Origin of the sequence: Actinotignum schaalii (assembly GCF_028864145.1) — a bacterium.
Lineage (GTDB): Bacteria > Actinomycetota > Actinomycetes > Actinomycetales > Actinomycetaceae > Actinotignum > Actinotignum schaalii_B.
In genome coordinates this window covers 1-21,586 of record NZ_JARBHJ010000022.1, presented here as the reverse complement: position 1 = coordinate 21,586, position 21,586 = coordinate 1, and the positions used below count along the sequence as shown (strand labels likewise).

Below are 21,586 nucleotides of genomic sequence, written 5' to 3'. Positions count from 1 at the left end.
ATAATTTAGGCACCCGCTGCCTTGACAAACACGCTGCCGCGGACCACCACCCGCGGCAGCCCACCTAAGTGCGCCCACGTAAGGAGATTTTTCTGTGTCCGAGCCCCCACAGGCCGCAGCTGCGCCGTCGTACCCCATCGCACGCAACACCACAAGCAGCGCGAGCGAAAATCTTGACGTCGCCCCCGTTGCCGAAGTAAACCTCGCGATTTCCGGGATGACCTGCGCTTCCTGCGTGGCGCGCGTGGAAAAGAAACTCAATAAAATGCCCGGGGTGCGCGCCTCCGTCAACCTCGCCACCGACGAAGCCCGCCTCGAACTCAGCGAAACCGGGGCACAGCTGGACACCGCCGATTTCCTCGCCCAGGTGAGCGCAGCCGGCTACGAAGCCCGGCTCATTTCCCGCACGGAACTCACCCCGAGGGCCGGGAGCGGTACCACTACAAGCGCGGGCGCCCGCGCGGGCACTACCGATCCGCACGACGCCGCACACCCGGCCACCACCAACCCCAACACGCACGCCGAATCGGTTCGCGCAGCAGCCGCTACGCGTGAAGCAGCCGACGCCCAGGCAAGCGCCCGCATCGCCTCGCTGCGCCAGCGTTTCTGGATCTCGCTAGCCCTCTCCATCCCCGTGGTGGCGCTCTCCATGATCCCGGCCCTGCAATTCCCGTACTGGCAGTGGGTCATCGGCGCCCTCACCCTCCCCATCGCGCTCTGGTGCGGCTGGCCCTTCCACCTTTCGGCTGCCGCCGCGCTCCGCCACGGCTCCACCACCATGGACACGTTGATCTCACTAGGCACCCTGGCCTCGCTGGGCTGGTCCATCTGGGCGCTGCTGTGGGGCGGGGCAGGCGGCGCGGACTACCGCATGTCCATGACCGGGATTCACGCGCTCACCACCGGCGCCGCGCACGGCTCCCACGTGTATTTCGAAACCGCGGCCATGATCGTTACATTCCTGCTGCTGGGGCGTTGGCTCGAAACCCGCTCACGCCGCAGCGCGGGAGATGCGCTGCGATCCCTCCTCGCTTTAGGGGCCGACGACGCACGCCGGGTACGCACCGCTTCCGGCGCGGATGTTGATGAAATTATTCCTGCCAGCGACCTGGCCGTCGGGGACGAATTCCTCGTGGCCCCCGGCACGAAAATTGCAACCGACGGGGTGGTGGTCTCCGGGACTACCGCGGTGGATGCCAGCCTCCTCACCGGCGAATCCACCCCCATTGACGTGGGCCCGGGCGATAAAGTCACCGGGGCAACCCTCACCACCGCGGGCGCGATCCGGGTACGGGCCACCCGGGTGGGCCGCGATACCACCCTGGCGCAGATGGGCCGCCTCCTCACCCGCGCCCAATCCGGGAGAGCCCCGGTGCAGGCGCTGGCGGACCGGGTTTCCGCGGTATTTGTGCCCGCCGTTATCCTCATTGCGCTCGCGACATTCGGGGTGCGCCTGGCGCTCGGTAACCCCCTGGACCTGGCCATCATGACCGCCATTACGGTGCTGGTGGTGGCCTGCCCTTGTGCTCTAGGCTTGGCCACTCCCACCGCGCTTATGGTGGGTTCCGGGCGGGCTAGCCAGCGCGGCATCCTTATCCACGGCCCGGAAACCCTGGAAAGCGCCCACAGCGTCAACACCATTATTTTGGACAAAACCGGAACCCTCACCACCGGAACCATGGCCGTGGACCGGGTGATTCTCCCGCCTGCCGGGGCACGTGGCGGTAGCGGCGCCGTCGCCGCTCGTAAAGAAGCTCTCACCCTGGCCGCGAGCGTGGAGAACTATTCCGAGCATCCCCTCGCCCGCGCCATCGTGGCCCGGGCCCGCAAGGAAGGCATGGAGCTTAGCCCTGCCACCGATTTTGAGAATCTGGCCGGGCGGGGCGTGCGCGCCACCATCGGTGGGCAGCACTGCTACGCGGCCTCGCCACGTGCCTTGCGCGAAGCCGGAGTGGATGTGTCCGGTTGGGAGAGCACGCTGGAAGAAGCCGCGAGCGGCGGGGCGTCCCTGGTGATGCTGGCGCGCGGCGATGAGGCGCTCGCCCTTATCACGGTGCGTGACCAGCTACGCCCCACCTCCGCTGCGGCCGTCGCCGAGCTCAAAAACCTGGGCCTCACTCCGATTCTGGCCTCCGGGGATAACGCTGCCACCACGCGGGCGGTGGCCCGGGCCGCCGGAATCGAGATCGTGCACGCCGAGGTTCTCCCCGCCGACAAGGTCCGGGTAGTGGAAGCGGCCCGCGCGGAGGGCCGGCGGGTTGCGATGGTCGGGGACGGTGTGAACGACGCCGCAGCTCTGGCCGCCGCGGACCTCTCCATCGCCATGGGCTCGGGCACGGACGTGGCCAAGGCCGCCTCCGATATCACCATCGTGAACTCCGATCTGCGCAATGTGGGAGCGGCGCTGCGCATCTCCGCCGCCACCTTGCGGGTTATCCGCCAGAATCTGGCCTGGGCTTTCGGCTACAACCTCATTGCTATTCCGGCGGCGGTGGCCGGGATTATCCTGCCGGGTTTGGCCGCCGCGGCGATGGCTGCCAGCTCGGTTATCGTGGTGCTCAATTCGCTGCGGCTGCGCCGGGCTGAGTAGCCCTGCCAGGTCACAGAAGAAAGTACTACCCATCTACTAGACTGGGCTGGTGCGCCACAACGAGGAAACGAGCCCGGTTCAGCCGGCGGAGGTACAACCCGCCCCGGCTGCGGTAAACGCGCCGGAAACGCAGGCCTCCGCTGCCGCACCTGCACTCGCGGTAAGCGCGCCCGAAGCGCGCGCCGAACCTGCCGTGCACACCGAACCTGCCGTGCACCGCGTCCTCCTCGTGGACGAAATTGCGCGCTGGACCCGCCGCCCCGCCAACCTGCTGCGCGGCATCCTCTTCACCCTGGCCATCGTCGGGATGCTCCTCATCTCCCGCTTCGGCTACACCACCACCGTGGCCGTCACGCACGACGTCGCCAACGCCGCCCCGGATACCCTCCGCACCATTTTCTCCATGCCCATTAACGTGCTCGAGGGCCTCGTCTCGCTCTTCCTCCCCCTCCTGCTTTTCTTCGATATCATCCGCTACCGGCACTGGCGCACCCTCGTGACCGCGCTGGTGGCCATGGGCGGCGCGCTCGCCATCTGCTACGGCTCCCTGTGGCTTTTCGAGCGCTTCATGCCCACCTCCCAAATCACCATCGACCTCTCGGATACCATCCAAGAACAAGCAGCCGTGGGCATGCTCCCCTACGTTTCGATTATCGCCACCATCCTGGTGGTGGCGGCCTCCGAACGTCAGGGCCGGCTGGTGCGCACCGGCTGGTGGGCCTTGGGAATAGTGCTGGTGCTTTCCGTGCTCCAGGGTGCCCAAACCCTGACCGGCGCGCTCACCACCGTGTTCGTGGGGATGGCCTGCGGCTATTTCGCTCTCTATGCTTTTGGGGATTCGCCCGACCGCGCCACCGGCGCCGCCGTCGTCACTCTCATTCGCCGCGCTGGCTTGGACGCGCACAGCATTATCCGCGTGGATGCGGGCGACGACGCCGATATGCACGCGTGGTCCGTTCCCGTGACCGGCCCGCTCGGATACGTGGATACCGCGATTCTCAAGGAGCTACGCGAGGCCCTCATCGGGCACATCGGGCAGGCTGATGCCGCGTTCACCACCGCGGCAAGCGCGGAACAGGAGGTCACGCTTCCCGCGAGCGCTACGGGTGCCGACCCGCTGGGCGAACCGGAGGACGATATTAACGTGCGCGCCCTCATTACCCGGGCCCGCCATGACGTCCACCCGCTTATCGGGGATGTCAATTCCCGCCACTACGTGGTTACCCTGGCCAACGGCGCCCATTACGTTGCCGCGCTTATTGACTCGGATCGCGCGGTCCTCGGGCGCCTGGCCAGTGCCTGGCAGCGGGCCACCCTCACCCAGGTCACCCAGCGGACCGGGGATAACGTGGAGGAAACCGCCGAGCGCACCCTCCTCATGGAAGCCCTGGCTGTCCACGCCGGGGTGGCCCCGCGGCGCGATGCACATTACGCGGCGGCTGGCGCGTCCGCCGTCGTCGCTTTTGCGGATATCGAGGCCGTTCCCCTCACGGATCTGGAGCCCGAAGAGATCTCCGACGCGGCGCTGGACTCCATGTGGGCCACGCTCGAACGCGCGCACGCACGCGGTCTCACCCACCACGATATTCGCGCCGGGGTGGTCGCGGTGCGCGGGGACGAAGCCCTCATCACCCATTGGCGTAACGGTAGTTTTTCTTCCAATGAGCTTTCCCGGCATATTGATTTGGCGCAGCTGTACCTACTCCAGGCGGTGGCGGTGGGCCCGGAGCGCGCCGTCGCTTCCGCGCTGCGCTGCATTTCCCGCGACCGGCTTTCCTCGGTGGCACCGACCGTGCAACGCACCATTATGCCGGCGCAAACCCTGGCCGAACTCGAGGATAAAAAAGGCGTGCAGCGCATGCGTGAAGTCCTGCTGGAAGCCCTCCCGCAGGATATTGGCACCGCCACCCAGACCATCCAGCTGCGCAAATTCTCCGCGAAGACGATTATCACCATCGTCATCGGCGTGCTTGCCATCTTTATTCTGCTCGGCTCCATTAATTTCACCGAGCTGCAAGAAACGATTCGCAGCGCCAACCCGTGGTGGATGCTCGCCGCATTTATCGCCAGTTTCGCGACCTACGTGGGCGCGGCACTGTGCCTGAAGGCCTACACGGCCGAACGCCTGCCGCTGTGGGAAACCAGCGAGGTGCAGATCGCCGCCTCGGTGCTGGGCTTGGTTATGCCGGCCGGTATCGGGCCGCTCGCCCTCAATTTGCGCTATCTGCAACGCAATCAGGTAGCCACTCCGGTGGCGGTAGCAACCGTGTCCCTGGTACAGATCGCGCAGTTTATTACCACGGTGCTTCTGCTTTTGGCCCTCGGGCTGCTCACCGGCGACTTCGGGAATCTTTCCATCCCGAGCACCTCCGTGATGCTCATTGTGGCGGCGGTGGCGGCCCTGGGCGCGGCCGTCTACTTTATTCGCCCGCTGCGCCGCAAGGTTATCGAGCTGGTGCGCCCCACCATCGAGCAGGTGTGGCCGCGCGTGGTGTGGCTCGCCACCCATCCCTCCCGGATTCTTGCCGGTTTCAGCGGTTCCCTCCTCATGACGGTGAGTTTCGTGGCGGCCTTCGGTTTCTCCCTGGCGGCCTTCGGGGAGACCCTGCCGGTGGTCACCCTGGCGATCACCTACCTGGTTTCTAATTCGGTGGGCTCCCTGGTGCCCTCCCCCGGCGGTATCGGCCCGGTGGAAGCGGCCCTCACCGGCGGGCTCACCATCGCGGGCCTGCCGTATTCGGTGGCCTTCTCCACCGCGATCCTGTACCGCCTGCTCACTTTCTGGGCGCGGGTGCCCATCGGTTGGTTCGCGCTGCGTCACCTCCAGAAGAAGGACATTATCTAATGCGCGGCGGGCCGGCGCGGGAGATAGAAGCGCGCGGGGCGCGGGCACCTTCGCGAACGGCCGTGGTGCGCGCGTGGGCATGCAACCACTGTGATACGACGGCGCTGCTGCTGGCCGCGGGTGCTTTCGCCGTATACATGTTCTTTTCCTGGTATACCTGGGTGAACTTCTCCTCCCCTTCGTGGGATCAGGGTATTTTCACCCAGCTGGCCGACCGGTACGCCCGCCGGCAATTCCCACCCATCGTGGATATTAAAGGCCCGGGCTTCAACCTGTGGGGCGATCATTTCCATCCCATTTTGCTGCTGACCGGGCCGCTGTTCTGGCTCTGGCCTTCCGGGTTGAGCCTGCTCACCCTCCAAGCGGTGCTCTTCGGGATGTCGGTGTATCCCATCGCGCGTTTCGCCCGGGCGCGGGTGGGGGCCGTGCCGGGTACCCTCATCGGGGTGGCTTACGCGGCCAGCTGGGGGCTCACCTCCGCGCTCGTGGTGCAATTCCACGAAATCGCCTTCGCGGTGCCCTTGCTTGCTTTCGGGCTGACCGCCTGGCTGGAGGGCCGCTACCGGCGCGCCGCCGTGCTCATCTCCCTGCTGGTTTTCGTCAAGGAGGACCTCGGCCTCACGGTGGCCTGCTTCGGGGTGCTGGTAGCGCTGCTCAGCTGGCGCGGAGCACGCGGGCGCGACGGTGCGTCCAGCACCGGTAGCGCGGCTGCGGCCGGCAGCGCCCGGCAGCGCGGCAGCCACGGAGCGCGCGACTGGCGCGAGTTGGCCGGCATTGGCGCTTTCCTGGCCGCCTGGGGCACCGCCTGGTTCCTGGCCGCCACCCAGGTCATCCTCCCGGCTTTCAATAATTCCGGGCAATGGGATTACGCCGGGCGGGTGCGCGAAGGCCTCGACCTGGCGAGCATGCTCCTCGAACCTAACCGCTGGGGCACCCTCTGCTATATTGTGGCCGCCCTGGGAATCGTGGGGCTGCGCAGCCCGTGGGCGGCGCTGCTGCTACCCACTCTCGCCTGGCGTTTCGTGGGGGATAATCCCTATTACTGGACTATTTTGTGGCATTATTCGGCGGTGCTCGCGCCGATGATCGCCGTCGCGCTGACCGATGGGCTCGCGCGGGCGGGTGCGCGCGGCGTCGTCGTACCACTACCGGAGGCGCAAGAATCTCAAGCTCCCTCGGCCGCAACCACGCAACGCGAAACTTTAGGTGTGCTGGCTCGCCGCCCGCGCCTGGCCGCGGCGGCCCTCGCCCTCGCGCTGAGCTCCAGTGTGCTCGGCACCGCCTCCAACGGCTTCGGGTCCTGGCTCACGGGGCGTTCCAATACCCAGCAATACGTGTATTTTTCCGATTACGGCGCCACCCAGACCGCCGAGCAACGCGAAGGTGCCCGGGCTGCGGTCGCGGCGGCCGGCACCGGGCGGCATATCCTCGCCGACGTGGTCATGATGGCCTACGTTGTCCCAGGTAATACCGTGTACTGGGAGCACAGCTACGGCGGCGCGTATATTGACACGGTGGTGTTCTCCAACCGGCTCAACCACGGCGACGGCGCCCAGGTGGTGGCCTGGATTACCGCGAAAGTTGGCGGACAGTGGCATATTGTCACGGAAGAAGCCGGCTATGTGGTGGTGGCTCGCGACGGCACGGACGGAAGGTGAAGAACGCATGATGATGGCTCGCCGCACGGCGCCGGCTCGCACCGCGACCTGGTACCGCCCGCTGCGCACCGACCCGGCTCCCTACCTGGTGGCGCTCGGCAGTTTCATTCTTTTCACCGCTTTTTCGCTGCACCAATGGGCTTCTTTGCAGACGTCCTCCTGGGACCTGGGTATTTTCACGCAGCTCGCCCAGCGTTACGCGCATCTCGAAGCCCCCATCGTGGATATTAAAGGCCCCGGCTTCAACCTGTGGGGCGATCATTTCCACCCCATCCTCGTGGTACTCGGCCCGATTTTCGCGCTGTGGCCCAGCGGTGCCACCCTGCTTATTGTGCAAAACGCGCTCTTCGCGATCTCCGCGATTCCGCTCACCCGCCTGGCGCGGGCGCGCTGCGGGGCCGGGGCGGGGACCGCTCTCGGCCTGCTCTACGCGGTGTCCTGGGGGCTTTCAGCCGCGGTAGCCGCGCAATTCCACGAGATCGCCTTCGCGGTGCCCCTCCTCGCCTACGGGCTGACGGCCTGGGTGGAAGGCCGCTACCGCCGCGCCGCGCTCCCGCTCGGAACGCTCGTTTTCGTCAAAGAAGACCTCGGCCTCACGCTCATCGCTTTCGGTGCGGCCGCGCTGCTGGCGGAGTTTTTCGCGCAAAGGCGGGCGGTCTGCGGCGTGGCGGAACAGAACGACGACGCCGCGCCGCAGCGGCGCGGGCCAGCACCGCGAGCGCGCTTATCCACCGCGTGGCGCACCCCCGCGGGGCGCTGGGCTGCGGGCCTGGCGGTATGGGGCGCGCTGTGGTTCGTACTCTCCGTGGCAGTGCTATTACCGGCTTTCAATCCGGACGGCGCCTGGGATTACACGGATCGCCTCACGGGCGATGCCGGGTTTTTCACCGGTGCGTCTACGAAGCTGATGACCCTGGCGGTACTGCTGGGCAGTGCCGGGGTGGTGGGCCTGGCCAGCCCGTGGATTCTGCTTATGCTCCCGACCCTGGCCTGGCGTTTCACGGGAAACGTGGATTACTACTGGGGCCTGGGATGGCATTATTCCGCCGTGCTCATGCCAATTGCCACCATTGCACTGCTCGATGGACTGGAGCGCTACGCGAAGCTGCGGGCCTTTGCGGGACGTGCCGAGCACGCGGAGCCTAGCGGGCGCACCCCGCGCGGCGAACGCGCCACGCGCAGCAGGCGCATCAAGTACAGCGGGCACGTCAAGCGCGGCTTGATCGCGCTCGCCCTGGCGGCCAGCGTGATTGCCACGGTGATCGGTACCCGCACCAACGCGGTGGGCTGGTGGATCCAAGGGCGTTATGACGGAGCAAGCGCAGAGGAGCGCGCCGGCGCGCGCGAAGCCCTGGCCGCGGTGCCGGATGGTTCCCACGTGGTTACCGATATTCATATGCTCGCCTACCTGGTGCCGAATAATACGGTGTACTGGGAGGGAACCCGCGGGAATGCCTGGGCAAACGCGGTGGTCTTCGCGCCCCAATCGAAGGCCAAGCACGGGGATGCGCAGCAGATTCTCGACTGGGCCAGCACCACCTTCGGGGGCACCTGGCATATTGCGAGCGACAAAGGCGGCTATGTGACCGTGCTGCCCGGCGAAGCCCCCGCGCGCGAGGAAGGAAAATAACACGGCTGCATCTAGATCTACCTCAACGTCTTCCGTGCGCCCGCTCTATCGCGACGCGACCGGGCTGCTCCTCGTTTTCCTCGGTGGCGGGGCCGGCACGGTAGCCCGCGCACTTGTCCCGAGCGTGGCGGCGCCGATTATCGTCAATCTTGCGGGGGCGTTCTTCCTTGGCCTCATCACCGGCTTCTTCACCACGGGCACGCATCGGTACGGGGCCCGACTGCGCCTACTGCTCGGCACCGGTTTCTGCGGTGGTTTCACCACCTATTCGAGTTTCGTGGCGCTCAGCGCCCACCTGGCCACCGGCGAAGTCCTCAGCGGGGCACCAAGCGAGCTGGCGCGCCTGGCCGGCCTGGCTGCGGGAGGCACTCTTTTCGGTGGTTTTCTGCTGGCTTTCGCCGGGATGGCCTGCGGGCGCGCGCTGGGCCGGCGCTTCCTCGCGACGCGCCGGCGCGCGGGTGGTGATGCAGCGTGACGCTCCTACTTCTTAGTCTAGCCGGTGGGCTGGGTGCCCTGTGCCGCGGGATTCTCGATTCTTTCCTCAGCGCGCGGCTCAAGCCGACGTGGCCGGCCGGGATTTTCACGGTGAATGTGATCGGCTGTTTCCTCTTCGGGCTCGTGACCGGCGGCGGGGCACTTTCCGCCTGGATCGGTCCGTACAGTCTTTACGTCACCACCGGTTTTTTGGGTGGTTTCACTACTTTTTCGACGGCGATGACCGATGCCCTCGGCCTCTTCGAAAAGCGCCGCTACTGGGCCTGCATCAGCCTCCTGCTCGGGAATTTCCTCCTCGGCATCGCGGCGTTCTTCGCCGGCCTGGCGCTCGGGTAGAGCCGGGTAGAGGACCACGAGCCGGCGGACTCCCGGTCCAGAACACTCAAGCCGTCAAGGATTATGCAGCCGCAAACCTCTGGTTAGCGCCCTGGCGTGTCATACCCAAAACATCACCAATGGCTTGCCATGTTTTACCGGCTGCGCGAGCCCGAGCGACCGCCGCGTCTAGCCGATTGTCCGCCGCGCGTAGCTCTATCTGAGCAACTGCAACTTGCGCGAGATACGGGTCATCAACGGTCGCAATAGGATCCGGCCCCTCGCCACCGTTCGCGTTTTCCACTTCATCAAGCATCTCTTCAATAGAGCGTTTCACGAGAAATCGCCTTTCACTCGCAGAAATTTTTACGGGCGGCATGCCGAATATCTTCGGCTTCAATGCCGTGCCGGTACGCGCTGCCCTCTATCTCCACGTTGTCAACAATAATTACCACAACCCCAAACGTCAATGAAAATTACCAGGCGCATGGAGAATCTCCGCAACCCACAACCCCGCGATTACATAAACCTCAGCTCCCCCAGAAAGCACATTATTTTCCACGGAGGCCCTGCGTGTTTTCACGCCTGTACTGCGCTCGTAACGCACGCGAAGTACAACTCAGAAAATACTCCCCCACCCGCCAACAGGCCCGGCTCGAACCGCGGCGGCAGCACGTGGTGTGTGAAGACCTGGCCCCCACCCACCCAATCTGATATATTCTTCAACGATCAGGGGTCATCAGCGACCGCTGTCCCGATCAACACCTAACACTCACCGACGCGCAGGGAGGCGAAATGACCATCGGAGCAACATTTACTCGCCGCGGCGAAGGCTACAGCCGCGACGCTCGCTACATCACCACGCGCGTGAGCCGCGACAGCGCCAGTTTCCCCGTGCAGCCGGGCCGTTACCGCCTCATCGCGGCGCGCGCCTGCCCGTGGGCGAATCGCACGCTGATTGTGCGCCGCTTGCTCGGGCTGGAAAATGCTATATCGCTGGGCATCCCCGGCCCCACCCACGATGAGCGGTCTTGGATTTTTGACCGCGATGAGGGAGGGGTGGATCCAGTGCTCGGAATTCATTTCCTGCGTGATGCCTACCTGGCCCGCGACCCGAATTTCTCCTTGGGAATTACGGTTCCAGCTCTGGTGGATCTTGCTAGCGGCGCCGTCGTCACAAATGATTTTGCGCAGATGACGCTCGATTTTTCTACCGAGTGGCGCGATTTCCACCGCGAAGGCGCCCCGGACCTCTACCCCGCGGAACTGCGCGAACCCATGGACGCGCTCATGCGCTATATCTACACCGAGATTAATAATGGCGTCTACCGCTGCGGGTTCGCCGGCAGCCAGGAGTCCTATAACCGCGCTTACCTGCGCCTTTTCACGGCGCTGCGCAATATTTCCGAGCTGCTGGCGGGGCGCCGCTACCTCATGGGCGATCACATGACCGAAGCGGATGTGCGCCTCTTTACCACCCTGGTGCGTTTCGATGCCGTCTACCACGGGCATTTTAAATGCAATGAAAAGAAACTGACCGAGATGCCGGTACTCTGGGCCTACGCACGCGATCTTTTCCAGACCCCCGGTTTCGGGGACACCGTGGATTTTGAGCACATCACCTCGCATTATTACCAAGTCCACCTGGATGTGAACCCCAACCAGATCGTGCCACTAGGCCCGGATACGTCCGGATGGCTCAGCCCGCACGGCCGCGAAGTCTTAGGCGGCTCGCCTTTCGGCGGGCCGGCCACCCGTGGGGAACGCTCCACCGCGCCCGGGCCGGTCGCCCCCGGCGAGGAAGTTCCACAGGCCGCGCGCGCCGGGCACTGGGGGAATTTCCACGAAGCACTCGCGCGCGCCACAGAAGCCGCGGACAGCCGCGCGCAGGGCACCGAACACAGCCGCACGCACGGCAGCAACGGCGATGTTATCCACCCGCGGAACAAGTCCCGCGATTGGAGCGCAATTCGTGGGATACTCAATGTATGAACGAACGCGCAGGAACCCCGGCCCGCCCCGAAGATCTCATCAATGTTGATGAGCTGGTGGCGGCATATTACGATATCGAACCCGATCCGACCAACCCCCTCCAGCAGGTGGTTTTCGGAACTTCCGGCCATCGCGGCTCCGCTTTCGATGGCGCCTTTAATGAAGCCCATATCGCGGCAACCACACAGGCGATCGTGGACTACCGTAACAAGCAAGGCTATGACGGCCCCATTTTCGTGGGCCGTGATACCCACGGGCTGTCCCTCCCGGCGGAAAAAACCGCTATCGAGGTGCTGGTAGCTAACGGCGCTGATGTGCGGGTGGATGCTCGCGGCTCGTGGACTCCCACCCCGGCGGTCTCGCTGGCCATCCTGGAGGCGAACGGCGCCCCGCACGCGCTGCGCCTGGACGGCCCGGGTCTGGCGGACGGCATTGTTATTACACCGTCTCACAACCCGCCGCGCGATGGCGGGTTCAAGTACAACCCGCCCAATGGCGGCCCGGCGGATACCGATGCCACGAAGTGGATCGCGGCGCGGGCCAATGAACTCATCGCCGCGGGATGGAAGAACATCGCCCGCGTGCCCTATGAGGATGCGGCCGCGAAGGTGGGTACTTATGATTTCCGCGATGCGTATGTCACCGCGCTGGATACCATCATTGATTTCGAGGCGATCCGCAAGGCGGGCGTGCGCATTGGCGCGGACCCGATGGGCGGCGCCTCGGCCGAATACTGGCAGGAAATTGCGGACCGCTACGGTATTGACCTGACCGTGGTCAACCCCGACGTGGATCCGGCCTGGCCCTTTATGACCCTGGATTGGGACGGCAAGATCCGCATGGATTGCTCCTCACCCTACGCGATGGCGGGCCTGCTCCACCGCATGGAGCCGGATGCAAGCGGCCACGCCCCCTACGATCTGGCCACCGGGAACGATGCCGATTCCGATCGGCACGGTATTGTCACCCCGGATGCCGGCCTCATGAACCCCAACCACTACCTCGCGGTGGCCATTGAATACCTCTTCACCCACCGCCCGCAGTGGTCCGAGCGGGTGAACGTCGGGAAAACCCTGGTGTCCTCCTCGCTTATCGACCGGGTGGTGGCCGGCATTGGCCGCACTCTCGTGGAGGTCCCGGTGGGCTTCAAGTGGTTTGTATCCGGCCTGGTGAGCGGGGAAATCGGCTTCGGCGGGGAAGAATCCGCCGGCGCTTCCTTCCTCCGCAAGGACGGTTCGGTGTGGACCACGGATAAGGACGGCCTTGTGCTCGACCTCCTCGCGGCGGAAATCACCGCGGTGACCGGCAAATCTCCCTCCCAGCTTCACAATGAGCAGGTGGAACGGTACGGTTCCTCGGCTTATGCCCGGATCGACGCCCCGGCCACGAAGGAAGAAAAGGCCAAGCTCGGCAAGCTTTCCCCGGCGGACGTCACGGCAACGGAACTGGCCGGCGAGCCGATCACCGCGAAGCTGGTGGAGGCCCCCGGGAACCACGCAGCGATTGGCGGCCTCAAGGTAACCACGGAAAACGCGTGGTTCGCGGCCCGACCTTCCGGCACGGAGGATGTCTACAAGATTTACGCGGAATCCTTCCGCGGCCCGGAGCACCTGGCCCAGGTCCAGGAGGAGGCACGCGCCGTGGTTGCGGCCGCGTTGGGTAACTAATAAGTACGTCACTACATAGGAACGACGACGACGCGGGGGGGGGGGGGGGGGGCCCCCCCCCCCCGGTTGATTCCCCGCTAGCGGATTTCGCTCAGCAGGTCGATATCATCATCCTGGCAGCCCGTGAGATTGACGGGTATGTCAATATCCTCCCCGCCATCCTCGATATCCACCTCAAGATGGGTGGCGGGCTTGGTGGGAGCACACCCGGGCACACTCGCGGCATCGGCCAGTGCCACAGTCCAGCTCACGCTGGCACCCGGAGCGATGCTGCCAGCCTGGGAGCTCAGTTCCAGATTCTCAGAGACGCCATCCCCGGCGGCGTCTTTCAGCTCGATCTCCACATCCGGATGCAGGGCGCAGGCCGCCTGCGAAGAATTCGTGAGGGTGAGGATATGGGTGCCAGCAGCGCTGCCGGCTTCGAAGGTGGCGGCCAGATGGGCTGCCCCGCAGGCTCCCACCGCGGCAGCGGCGGCGTCGTCGTTCTTTCCATTATGAGCATCGGAGCTCGGTGCCACGGCACTGGCCTGGGGCGTGGCGCTACTATTCGCGGTAGTGGCATCCGCGGTAGTGGCAGTGTCATTCGAGCAGGCGCTCAGGGTCAGCGCGGCGGCGGTAGCGGTGGCGGCGATCAGGGCCGCGAAACGTGTTCTTTTCATATTGCCACCCTAACAAGCACCCACGAAACCGGCCTTATTTCAAGGAAAAATGACAGGACTCTCATCCTGCTGTCATATTCCACACGGTCGCTATGAATCGAACGAAACACATATCCACCACGTCCACGCGGGACTCTAGAATAGACACGTTAGAAACCTCAATCAGGCGTTCGTAGAAATCTCAGAAGAAGGAACCGCATGTCTATTCCCACCCCGCCCGTTGGCGTTGCAGATATCGGAGTAACTGGAATGGCGGTGATGGGCTCGAATCTGGCCCGCAACCTCGCCAGCCGCGGCTACAAAGTCGCTATCCATAATCGCACCGCCGCGAAAACCGAGCGGGTGATGGCCGAGCACGGCAGCGAAGGGGAGTTCTACCCGAGCGAATCCATGGCGGATTTCGTGGCTTCGCTGGCCCGCCCCCGGGTGGCCATTATTATGGTCAAAGCCGGCAAGCCCACCGATGCTGTTATTGAGGAACTCGCCGATCTCATGGAACCGGGCGATATTATCGTGGACTGCGGGAATTCGCTCTTCACCGATACCATGCGCCGCGAAGCGGAGATCTCCGCGCGCGGGCTGCATTTTGTGGGCACGGGGGTGTCCGGCGGCGAAGAGGGCGCACTCAAGGGCCCCTCGATTATGCCCGGTGGCACCCGCGAATCCTACGATCGCCTCGGCCCCATGTTTGAGGCGATTGCCGCGCGTAAAAACGGTGAGCCGTGCTGCACCTACGTGGGCCCCAACGGCGCCGGCCATTTCGTAAAAATGGTGCATAACGGTATCGAATATGCGGATATGCAGCTCATCGCGGAAGCTTATGACCTCATGCGCACCGCCCTGGGCATGAGCGCCGCGGATATTGGCGACGTTTTCGAACGCTGGAATTCCACCGAGCTGGATTCCTACCTGATTGAGATCACCGCCGAGGTGCTGCGCCAGCGCGATACCGCCACCGGGGGCGCGCTCGTGGACGTGATTCAGGATGCCGCCGCACAGAAGGGCACCGGGGCCTGGACCGTGCAAAACGCCGCCGCTTTCGGGGTTCCTGCCACCGGTATTGCCGAAGCCACTTTCGCGCGCAGCCTGTCCGGGGATAGCTCGGAACGTGCTGCCGGCCGCAGCCTGCCCGGGCACACCACCGAGGTAGCGGTGGAGGATCGCGAGCGCTTTATCGAAGATATTCGCTTGGCTCTCTACGCCTCGAAGATGGTGGCCTACTCCCAAGGTTTCGAGCTCATCCGCAAGGGCTCCCTGGAGAATTCCTGGGGTATCGACCTGGGCGCGATGGCGCGGATTTGGAGGGCCGGGTGCATTATTCGCGCGGCTTTCCTCGACCGTATTACCGAGGCTTATACTCGCCAGCCCGATTTGCCGCTGCTCCTGGCTGATCCCTATTTCAGCTCGGAGATTTCCGGGGCCGTGGAGGCCTGGCGTCGGATTGTGGTGTTCGCCGCGCAGCGCGGGGTGCCGATCCCGGCCTTCGCGTCCTCGCTGGCCTATTACGATGGCGTGCGCGCCGAGCGCCTCCCGGCCAATCTTATTCAGGCCCAGCGTGATTATTTCGGGGCGCATACCTACCGCCGGCTCGATACCGAGGGCGTTTTCCACACCGTCTGGCAGGATCCCTCGCGCCCGGAAGAACGCTGGGACTAGGGCGGTGCTGAGACTAAGCGTCCCGAAACGGAAAGGGCCAGCACCGAGATTCGGGACCAGTCAAGGTTTGTTGAGATATCCACATTTGTGAGATATCCCAGAGCGCCCTTACCGCCGCGGTAACTTTCGGTAGCGTAACCTTGAAGAGTAGTACCGCGGCGCGGGGTCTCCCGGATTCTCAACGGAGCGCATAGGTATCCCGTACGCCAGTGGCTATACACCACAGCGACTGCACCTCGGTGGCAAGATCCGTTCCACATCTTGCTGCCGAGGTGCTTCTACCCCGGTGCCATGTAGGGTGACGACGCCGCCGCGCTGCCGCGCGGGCCGCTGGCCCGAGGTCCTATAGCACCAGCACCACACCCGCACAAAAACTCCACCTTCGTGACAGCGTCGCTAAAATCTGCCACATTAGTTAAGGCTTGTACACTGGGTTGAACTGGGAAATTACCGCACTATACGCACAGCCTTGAATTAAGGTGTCCCGTATAAGTACACTCATGGATGGGTTAGGACTTCCTTCCCTAACGTATTTTTACTCTACGCAAAGGTAAACAATGAAGAAGACAGTTCGCGGCTTTTTCGCGCTTGTGGCTGCCAGCACCCTCGCGCTGGGCGCTTGCTCCAATAACTCGGCCAAGGATACCTCCTCACCTTCCGCCGCCGCTTCGGAACCTGCCGCTGAGGCCACCACAGAGGCCGCCGGCACCGTTTCGATCACGGATTCGCATGGCACCCAGGAAGTTCCGGTCAACCCGGAGCGCGTGGTTTCCCTGGATAACCGCACTTTCGAAACTCTGCATGATTGGGGCGTCAAGCTCCTCGCGGCGCCCAAGGATGTGATGCCGAAGGATGACCCGTACGTCAAGGATGACTCGGTCGTGAATATCGGCAATCACCGCGAACCGAATTTTGAGGCCATCACCGCGGCCAACCCGGATCTGGTTATCGTGGGCCAGCGCTTCGCCCAGCATTATGACAAGATCAAGGCTGCCGCTCCGAATGCCGCGATTATCGATATGAATATCGTGCTACCCAAGGAAGAAAAGGATGCGGACGCCAATAAGTCCGGCGAACTCCTCATGGACGGCATGAAGAAGGACGTTGAGGATCTGGGCAAGATCTTCGGCAAGGAAAAGGAAGCCGCTAAGCTCAACGCGGATCTGGATGCGGCGATTGCGGCCGCGCGTGACGCCTACCCTGCCGGCCAGAAGGTCCTCTCCATCAATACCAACGGTGGTAAGATGGGCTACCTCGCCCCGGGCGTGGGCCGCACCCTCGGGCCGCTCTACCCGCTCCTCAACCTCACCCCGGCCTTCGATCTGGGTGAAGGAACCGCCAACCACAAGGGTGACGAAGTTTCCGACGAAGCCCTGGCCCAGGCCAACCCCGAGTGGATCCTCATTATGGATCGCGATGCCGCGGTCGGTAAAGGCAGTGAGGCCCACGGTGCGGATCTGGTGACCAACTCCCCGGCCATGGCCAATGTGCCGGCGGTGCAGAAGAAGCAGATCCTGACCATGCCCGCGGATACCTACGTCAATGAAGGTCCGCAAACCTACATCGAATTCCTCAACGACCTGGCCAAGGCCTTCAAGGCCGCCAAGTAGCTCAGGCTAACGGTTGACTAACCTGCGGGGGCCGGTAACCCGGCCCCCGCAGCATGTACGCTCATGACAACACCACCGCAGAGTTCTCTTTCCTCACGCAGGCCTACCGCGAGTAGACTGCTGCGAGCCCTACCGCTCACCCTCGGCGTCGTGATTCTGGCGGGCCTCGTCTACCTATCCATGACCACGGGGACCTACAATATCGCCGAACACGAAGGCGGCGAATTCATGTATTTCGCCACCCGTATTCCCCGTACCGCCTCCCTGGTGCTGGCCGGTGCCGCGATGGCGATGTGCGGGCTGGTCATGCAGCTGCTGACCCAGAATAAATTCGTGGAACCCACCACCACGGGCACCACCGAATGGGCCGGCCTCGGGCTGCTCGTGGTCATGTTCCTGGTCCCGCATACTTCACTTATTGAGCAGATGCTGGCAGCTATCCTTTTCGCTTTTATCGGCACCATTATTTTCTTCTTGTTCCTCCGCCGGGTGACGCTGCGTTCCTCGGTGATTGTGCCGATTGTGGGAATTATGCTCGGCGCGGTAGTATCCGCTATTTCCACCTTCTTCGCCCTCAAAACTGACACCCTGCAGACCCTGGGAGTCTGGTTCCAGGGCAGTTTCGCGAATGTGGTGGCCGGGCGTTACGAACCACTGTGGATTGTCCTTATCGCCACCGTGCTTATTTTCATTCTGGCCGACCGCCTCACCGTGGCAGGCCTAGGTGAGGATGTGGCTACCGGGCTGGGCGTGAATTACAACCTCATCGTGCTGCTCGGCACCGGGGTGATCGCCCTGACCACCGGCGTGGTCACCGTGGTGATTGGCCGTATTCCCTTCCTCGGGCTTATCGTCCCTAATATTATTTCGCTGCTGCGCGGGGACGATCTGCGTTCTAATCTCCCCTGGGTCTGCGTTTTCGGAGCCGGAATCCTCACGGTCTGTGATCTGGTGTCCCGCACTCTCATTGCTCCCTTCGAAATCCCGGTGTCCCTGATCCTCGGCACCCTGGGAGCGGCCGTGTTCATCTTCCTTATTCTGCGGCAGCGTCGGAGGCTCTCATGAGCGTCGTCGTACCACAATCTCCCGAAAAATCATGCGTTCCTGGACAAGCTCCCCGCCACGCGGACGCTTTCGCAACCCCGCGGGCGCGGCGGCGCTACTGGTTGCTGCTCATCGGCACCGCGCTGCTCGGCTTAGCCTGCACCGCGCTCTACTTTGTGTGGAATATTCCGGTGGCGGTGGGCTCCGAAGGTTTCTGGATTATCACCCGGATGCGCGCCGAGGCGGTGTTTTCCATTCTACTGGTGGCCTTCTGTCAGTCGCTGGCCACCCTCGCGTTCCAGACGGTCACCACTAACCGGATTCTCACGCCGTCGATTATGGGCTTTGAGTCGCTGTATTCAGTGATTCATACCTCCACGATTTTCTTCTTCGGGGTGGCCGGGTTCGTGGCTTTCACCGGGGTACGGGCTTTCCTTATCCAGGTGGCGATTATGGTGGCCTGCGCGCTGGCACTGTACGGGTGGCTGCTGCGCGGCAAACTCGGCAGCCTTCATATTATGCTGCTGATCGGCATTATTATCGGCACCGGGTTGGGCTCACTTTCCGCTTTTATGCAACGCATGCTTACTCCTTCCGAATTCGATGTGCTTTCTGCGCGCATGTTCGGCACTATCGCGAATGCTCGCTCGGATGTGTTCGTGGCGGCGCTCCCGCTGGCGCTGGGCGCGGGGGTGGCACTCCTCCTCATTTCACGTTCCCTCAATGCGATTGCGCTGGGGCGGGATGTGGCGGTGTCGCTGGGCGTCAACCACCTGCGGATGCTCCTTATTTCACTCACGCTTATCGCGGTGCTTATCTCGGTATCCACGGCGCTGGTGGGGCCCATGACCTTCTTCGGTTTCCTGGTTGCTACCCTCACCTACCAAGCTGCGGATACTTACGACCACCGTTTCCTCTTCCCCATGGCCGCCGTGATCGGCTACGCGGTACTCATGGGTGGCTTCTTCGTGATGAAAAATATTTTCTCGGCGGAAGGCGTGGTCTCCATCATTATTGAACTGGTGGGCGGCCTGATGTTCCTCGTCGTCGTTCTGAGAAAGGGGCGGTTGTAATGCGCCACCGCAAGAAAACAGCAGGCACACATATCGAGGTTCCCGCACCGGTACCGCCGGTGGTTTCCCCGCATCTGCGTGCGGCCGACCTTAGTTGCGCGGATCCGATGATCCGCATGGAGGGCACCCGCCGCGACTACAGTTCGGAGGTGCGGATCGGCCCGGTGACTTTGGATATTCCGCACGGTGGGGTCACGGCGCTGGTGGGCCCGAATGGTGCGGGTAAGTCCACACTGCTCACAATGATCGGGCGGCTCATGCGTATGGACTCGGGCGCGATTGCGGTGGCGGGTCTTGATGTGACGACGACGAAATCCGCCGATCTTGCCAAGATTCTCGCGATCCTACGCCAGGAAAATCACTTCGTTACTCGCCTGACGGTGCGCCAGCTGGTTGGCTTCGGGAGGTTCCCGTATTCCAATGGGCGCCTGACCGCCGAAGATGAGGAGATTATCTCCCGCTATATTGATTTCCTGGGGCTCACGGAGTTGGAAGGGCGCTACCTGGATGAGCTGTCCGGTGGGCAGCGCCAGCGTGCCTACGTGGCGATGGTTCTCACCCAGGAAACCGATTGCGTGCTGTTGGATGAGCCTCTCAATAATCTGGATATTTCGCATTCGGTGCAGATGATGCGCCACCTACGCCAGGCGGCGGATGAGCTCCACCGCACCATCGTGCTGGTTATCCATGATATTAATTTCGCGGCACGCTACTCGGATCGCATTATTGCCATGCGGGAGGGCATCGTCATGGACGCGGGCACCCCGACGGATATTATGACCCCGGAACGCCTTTCCGCGATTTTCGACGCGGAGATTGATGTGATTCCCGGCCCCTGCGGCCCGGTCGCGATTTACTAAGCATTTGAGCCAGCATCTCCGGAGCCGCCCGAGCCGGAAGAATTCGCTTGGCTCTTCTTGCTCAGTGCCCGCGCGCGAAGCGATTGGCGGGATTGGTTGCGCCGTCGTACCGCACGTTCCTGGCGTTCCGCGCGCGCAAGCCGACGGTGCTCTTCGTCCCGCAACCTACGCATCCGCCGGCTCAGCGAAGAACTGACGTGCTGGAGAGTATCGTTCACGGAATAGTCCCGATTCACGGGCAGCGACCACTCGAAAACGCGAGCCAGGATCACCAGCAGCGAAGCGAGCAGGGTAGAAACCGCCATCGCCAGCATCGGCGCGTGGTTGTACCAGAGAACCACCGCGGGGAACGCCGCGATAAGCGATGCCGTGGCATAAAGAGTATTACCGCCGAAAATCACCGGGGTGCGGCCCACCGTGATATCGCGGATAAGCCCGCCACCCACCGCGGTAATCATGCCCATCATGACCGCCGGCATCACGCCCAATCCGGCATTGAGAGTTTTGATAACACCGGTGGCGGTCCAGGCACCCATAACGGCAGCGTCCATGACCGTCATAAACCGCCGCACCCATTTCCCGCGCAAGCGCAGCAGATAAGCAACCAGCGCCCCGAGCAGAGCACAGCTGAGATAGTAGGGATTGGTAAGCGCCACCGGCGGTTCCTTGAGAAGCGGCGCCTGCTGGATGAGGACATCGCGCAGCATACCGCCACCCAGGGCGCTAATAATCGCCACGATAACGAAACCAACGATGTCGAAGGACTTTTCGCGGGCCACCATGCCGCCAAGGATGGCCGCCACGAACACCCCGAAAATATCTAAGAGGTCAAAAACAACCGGAGACCATTCCGAGAGCGTATCCAAATCCACGTCTCCCATTCTAGGTGACGGAAGTTTTCAAGGAGTGGGATTGGGGGTAGATGGTGAAGGGATATGACAGCAACGGGTCCGGAGTTATCCGCAGAATTACTCCGCGTTTTTCCACAGGTTGTGGATCGGTCTTTTTTGCGCTTGCATACCATGCAAGAATGACGGAAAAGCACACGTAACTACTTCGCCATAAGGTGATTGAAGGAGTGAGACATATGGATATTGCTGAGGATCGGTTGTGCTTTCCAGACCGTGTTTACAACTCGCTGGAAGAGATTCTCGAGCGCAAAGAAGAAATCTTGCGTGAGGTCAGAATGACCCGGGAAGAATTCGACCAGCGCGCTGATGACTACCAGCTCGGACCGAAGGAGACTAACGCCTACTTCGAAATGGAAATCCTGGATCGCTTCGAGGAGTACTACCGTGGTGAACGCACGATTGGATGAGCTCGCTAACGAGTTTGCGGCACATTTACAGTTGCTTGGGGAGCTGATTGACTCCGGATTTTCGGGGCTTGTCAAGTTTTTTGTGTAAATGGTTTTATTTAGTTGGTTGGGAATCGGTCCGGGTAGTGAAGGGATAACTCGCCCAGTACTTTCTGCCAGCCCTGCACGCCTTGT

General features: G+C 63.1%; 17 protein-coding genes. 14 read left to right on the top strand and 3 right to left on the bottom strand.

Going from position 1 to position 21,586, the window contains the following annotated elements; genetic code table 11:
• Positions 1–94: 94 nt before the first annotated feature.
• From PWJ82_RS05845 to PWJ82_RS05820, 6 genes are read left to right on the top strand one after another with little or no spacing between them, the layout of a single operon-like run.
• Complete coding sequence (locus PWJ82_RS05845; RefSeq protein WP_274735786.1) at positions 95–2,590, top strand: heavy metal translocating P-type ATPase; 2,496 nt, start codon at positions 95–97, stop codon at positions 2,588–2,590.
• A gap of 49 nt (positions 2,591–2,639) precedes the next feature.
• The gene (locus tag PWJ82_RS05840) at positions 2,640–5,435 is read left to right on the top strand and encodes a lysylphosphatidylglycerol synthase transmembrane domain-containing protein (protein WP_274735785.1); all 2,796 of its coding nucleotides are present in this window, start codon (positions 2,640–2,642) and stop codon (positions 5,433–5,435) included.
• Positions 5,435–7,093 carry a DUF2079 domain-containing protein gene (locus PWJ82_RS05835; RefSeq protein ID WP_274735784.1) on the top strand — a complete coding sequence of 553 codons (1,659 nt, stop codon included), beginning with the start codon at positions 5,435–5,437 and terminating at the stop codon, positions 7,091–7,093. The genes PWJ82_RS05840 and PWJ82_RS05835 overlap by 1 nt, the downstream gene beginning before the upstream one ends.
• Positions 7,056–8,723 carry a DUF2079 domain-containing protein gene (locus PWJ82_RS05830; protein WP_274735783.1) on the top strand — a complete coding sequence of 556 codons (1,668 nt, stop codon included), beginning with the start codon at positions 7,056–7,058 and terminating at the stop codon, positions 8,721–8,723. The genes PWJ82_RS05835 and PWJ82_RS05830 overlap by 38 nt, the downstream gene beginning before the upstream one ends.
• Before the next feature lie 34 nt (positions 8,724–8,757).
• Positions 8,758–9,198, top strand: coding sequence for a fluoride efflux transporter FluC (locus PWJ82_RS05825; RefSeq protein ID WP_274735781.1), 441 nt, complete (start codon positions 8,758–8,760; stop codon positions 9,196–9,198).
• Positions 9,195–9,554, top strand: coding sequence for a fluoride efflux transporter FluC (locus PWJ82_RS05820; protein ID WP_274735779.1), 360 nt, complete (start codon positions 9,195–9,197; stop codon positions 9,552–9,554). The genes PWJ82_RS05825 and PWJ82_RS05820 overlap by 4 nt, the downstream gene beginning before the upstream one ends.
• 61 nt (positions 9,555–9,615) lie before the next feature.
• Here PWJ82_RS05820 and PWJ82_RS05815 read toward each other — a convergent pair whose 3' ends face one another.
• Complete coding sequence (locus PWJ82_RS05815) at positions 9,616–9,870, bottom strand: hypothetical protein (protein ID WP_274735777.1); 255 nt, start codon at positions 9,868–9,870, stop codon at positions 9,616–9,618.
• Between the two features lie 458 nt (positions 9,871–10,328).
• Here PWJ82_RS05815 and PWJ82_RS05810 point away from each other — a divergent pair, with 458 nt between their 5' ends.
• Positions 10,329–11,525, top strand: a complete 1,197-nt coding sequence (locus PWJ82_RS05810) for a glutathione S-transferase family protein (protein WP_274735775.1) — start codon at positions 10,329–10,331, stop codon at positions 11,523–11,525.
• A complete protein-coding gene (gene pgm / locus PWJ82_RS05805; RefSeq protein WP_274735774.1) occupies positions 11,522–13,192 on the top strand; it encodes a phosphoglucomutase (alpha-D-glucose-1,6-bisphosphate-dependent) in 1,671 nt (556 codons plus the stop codon). Before PWJ82_RS05810 ends, pgm begins: the two co-directional genes overlap by 4 nt.
• A 77-nt stretch (positions 13,193–13,269) precedes the next feature.
• Here the strand turns inward: pgm and PWJ82_RS05800 are convergent, their stop codons facing one another.
• Entirely contained in the window at positions 13,270–13,851 is a 582-nt protein-coding gene (locus PWJ82_RS05800) for a DUF4232 domain-containing protein (protein WP_274735772.1), read from the bottom strand.
• Between the two features lie 198 nt (positions 13,852–14,049).
• On the opposite strand from PWJ82_RS05800, the gene gndA reads away from it, so the two are divergent.
• The 5 genes from gndA to PWJ82_RS05775 all read left to right on the top strand — a co-directional run bounded on the left by gndA (position 14,050) and on the right by PWJ82_RS05775 (position 20,094).
• Positions 14,050–15,507 carry an NADP-dependent phosphogluconate dehydrogenase gene (gndA, locus tag PWJ82_RS05795; RefSeq protein WP_274735770.1) on the top strand — a complete coding sequence of 486 codons (1,458 nt, stop codon included), beginning with the start codon at positions 14,050–14,052 and terminating at the stop codon, positions 15,505–15,507.
• A 557-nt stretch (positions 15,508–16,064) separates the two neighbouring features.
• Positions 16,065–17,117, top strand: a complete 1,053-nt coding sequence (locus PWJ82_RS05790; protein WP_274735768.1) for a siderophore ABC transporter substrate-binding protein — start codon at positions 16,065–16,067, stop codon at positions 17,115–17,117.
• Between the two features lie 63 nt (positions 17,118–17,180).
• On the top strand, positions 17,181–18,182 hold the full coding sequence (locus PWJ82_RS05785) for an ABC transporter permease (protein WP_016441949.1): 1,002 nt from the start codon (positions 17,181–17,183) through the stop codon (positions 18,180–18,182).
• Positions 18,179–19,234, top strand: a complete 1,056-nt coding sequence (locus PWJ82_RS05780; protein ID WP_016441950.1) for an iron chelate uptake ABC transporter family permease subunit — start codon at positions 18,179–18,181, stop codon at positions 19,232–19,234. The genes PWJ82_RS05785 and PWJ82_RS05780 overlap by 4 nt, the downstream gene beginning before the upstream one ends.
• A 107-nt stretch (positions 19,235–19,341) precedes the next feature.
• Positions 19,342–20,094, top strand: coding sequence for an ABC transporter ATP-binding protein (locus PWJ82_RS05775; protein ID WP_274735805.1), 753 nt, complete (start codon positions 19,342–19,344; stop codon positions 20,092–20,094).
• On the opposite strand, the gene PWJ82_RS05770 is transcribed toward PWJ82_RS05775, so the two are convergent.
• A complete protein-coding gene (locus PWJ82_RS05770; RefSeq protein ID WP_274735765.1) occupies positions 20,091–20,975 on the bottom strand; it encodes a trimeric intracellular cation channel family protein in 885 nt (294 codons plus the stop codon). The two genes, PWJ82_RS05775 and PWJ82_RS05770, sit on opposite strands and share 4 nt — an antisense overlap.
• Before the next feature lie 206 nt (positions 20,976–21,181).
• On the opposite strand from PWJ82_RS05770, the gene PWJ82_RS05765 reads away from it, so the two are divergent.
• Positions 21,182–21,412, top strand: a complete 231-nt coding sequence (locus PWJ82_RS05765; RefSeq protein WP_274732971.1) for a hypothetical protein — start codon at positions 21,182–21,184, stop codon at positions 21,410–21,412.
• The last annotated feature ends 174 nt before the right edge of the window (positions 21,413–21,586 follow it).